Genomic DNA, 2,666 nt, shown 5'->3' on the forward strand with positions numbered 1-2,666 from the left:
ACAAAAAACTGAAGATGGCCAAAGCGATCGGATGTGAGATCTATCGCAACGATCCGGAAACGACCGAAACCAAAGATCTGATCACGGACGTTTACATCGCTTTGAAGTGATTCAGTAGTCTGGGAATTTCAACGCTGGCGGAACCGCGAATCGTTTCGTCGAACGCGCTCGACGCGGGCGTGTCGTCCAAGTTGACTTCGATGCGGCGGCAGTGCGGGGGCGTTTGAGCCACGATGCCCGCGGCAGGATAGACGACCCCTGATGTTCCGACCGCGATGAACAGATCGGCTGTCGTCGCGGCCTTCTCAATTTGTGTCAGTCCAACTGGCATCTCGCCAAACCAGACAACGTTGGGGCGCAAACAACCTCGCATGCGATCGTTGTCGGGGTCTTCTGGATGCGGCGTGTCGATGCTCAAGTCTCCGGTCCAGTCGAAGATCTCTTCAGAATAACAGCAGCGAGCCTGCAGCAATTGACCATGCATGGCCAGCACGTTTTGGCTGCCGGCACGTTGATGCAAGTTGTCGATGTTCTGCGTCACCAACAGGAAATCGCCGCGCCCATTTTCGAGATGCTCGCGTTCGAATTCGGCGAGCGCAAGATGTGCCGCGTTGGGTTGGATCTCAGGGTTCAGTAGCGCCCGCCGCCGTTGATTGTAGAACTCGTGCACCAACTTGGGATTGCGCGCGAAACCTTGGGGTGTGGCGACTTCTTCGACGGCGTGTCCTTCCCACAATCCGTTGGCGTCGCGGAAAGTTGGGATTCCGGATTCAGCGGAGATCCCGGCACCGGTAAGGATGAGAACGTTCATGTCAACAATGGAAAAGACTCAAAACCTGTGGCACGGTGGTCGCCACCGTGAATTCAAGCGTTCGGATGCATGGTGACCAATCACCACGGACCTAACGCCGACGTCGTTTCTTCTTTTCACGACGCTCGGCTTTCTTCTTGCCTTTGTAAGGAGACTTTTTCGACTTGCTGTTCGATGGTCTCTGAGAATCTTTCTTGCCTGCGGAGTGATTCTTCACAACGTCGAGATACAGTTGCCGATCTTGCAAATCGACTTTGCCAATTCGAACCGTCAGGTGGTCGCCCAGTCGAAAGCGGTTGCCTTCTTTAAAACCTGTCAGGACTTGTCCGCGACGTTCAAAGCGGTATTGATCGCTGGGCAGTTCCGTAACAGGAATGAAGCCGTCGACAGGCAGTTTCAAACAGCGTGCATGAATGCCATCGGCGAACACGCGGCTGATGACGGCCTCGAGTGTTTCGCCTTGTTTCTTTTTCAAGAAGTGAAGCAACTTCAGTTGGATCAATTCCCGTTCGGCTTGTGCGGCGTTGCGTTCAGCATCGCTGCATTCGTGTCCGAGTTTGACGAGTTCCGCGAAAGATTCGTCGGGCGTTGATTTCCGATCGATGAGTCGCTGCACCAAACGGTGGATGCTCAGGTCAGGGTACCGACGAATCGGGCTGGTGAAGTGACAGTAGTGTTCTTTGTCGAGCGCGTAGTGTCCTTCACGGTGCGGGCCATAGACGGCTTTGCTCATGCTTTTCAGCACGGCAAAGTTGACGGCGTTTTCGAGGGTGGTGCCGGCGACCTTATCCAGAACCGCTTGAATTTCAAAGCGGCTCTCGACGTTGTCAATTCCCAAGCCGAGGTCTTTGACAAAGCTGCTCAGTTGCCGCAGTTTGCGTCGTTCCGGCGGTGCGTGGATGCGGTGCAGGAAATTGAGTTCTTGGTCATCCAGCCAGGTGGCAACGGCTTCGTTGCCGAGCAGCATGAACTCCTCGATGATCTGGTGGCTTTCGGTGTTTTCCGTTTGGTAAGCACCTTTGACCTTGCCGGTTCGATCCAGTTCGAGCTTGATGTCCGGCATGTCCATCGACAGCGAGCCGTCTTTGAATCGACGCTTGCGGATTTGCATCGCTAGCTTGTGCATGTGCGTCAGCAGTTCACAAATGGGATCTCCCCAGTCCTTTCGAAAGGCATCCGGGGACGCGAGGAACTGGTCGATTTGCTCGTAGTTGAATCGCTTGTCGCTGCGGATGGCGGCGTTGTGAACTTCGCTGTGAGTGATGGTCAGGTCATCCAGCATTTCGATCTCGACCGTCTTCACCAAACGCATGCGTTCAGGTTGCAGTGACGCAAGGTGATTGCTGATGATCTCGGGGATCATCGGGATCACGCGGTCGGGCAGGTAGACGCTCGTTCCGCGTCGGCGTGCTTCGACATCGAGTTTGCCGCCGGGCGGAACAAAGTGACTGACGTCGGCGATGTGCACCCACAACCGCCACCGACCGTCTTCACGTTGCAATGAGATTGCGTCGTCGAAATCGCGTGCATCGAACGGGTCGATCGTGATCGTCAGCATGTCCGTGAGGTCTTTGCGGTCTGCCGGCACGACATCGTCGTCGAACGCATCGGCTTGCTCACGAGCTTCGTCAAGCACCTCTTCCGAGAATTCGTCTGGCAGCGCGTACTGCCGCATGATGGTCAGGGTGTCGATCGCGGGATTCTTGCTGCTACCCAGACGCTCGAGGATGACCGCTTCGCCACCGCCTGATTCTTCATCGGGGAAGTCGACGATCTCGACAAAGATCTTGTCGCCGTTTTGCAGCGGCAGCCCGCGCACGTCGCCGACGCTGATTGGCGCTTCGTAATGAACGCC

2 protein-coding genes are annotated in these 2,666 nt (G+C 55.8%); both read right to left on the reverse strand.

The features are described 5' to 3' along the window. Positions 1-91: 91 nt before the first annotated feature. Entirely contained in the window at positions 92-811 is a 720-nt protein-coding gene (locus ACF8AM_RS06975) for an NAD-dependent deacylase (protein WP_392554935.1), read from the reverse strand. A gap of 91 nt (positions 812-902) precedes the next feature. Further along, the coding region (locus ACF8AM_RS06980) for a ribonuclease R family protein (protein WP_392554936.1) at positions 903-2,666 on the reverse strand (1,764 nt) is incomplete at its 5' end.

The organism is Rhodopirellula sp. JB055 (assembly GCF_043100905.1).
Classification (GTDB): domain Bacteria; phylum Planctomycetota; class Planctomycetia; order Pirellulales; family Pirellulaceae; genus Rhodopirellula.

Excerpts from the sequence above, each read along its gene's own strand:
- ACF8AM_RS06975 (WP_392554935.1), bottom strand. The coding sequence starts at position 811 with ATGAACGTTCTCATCCTTACCGGTGCCGGGATCTCCGCTGAATCCGGA.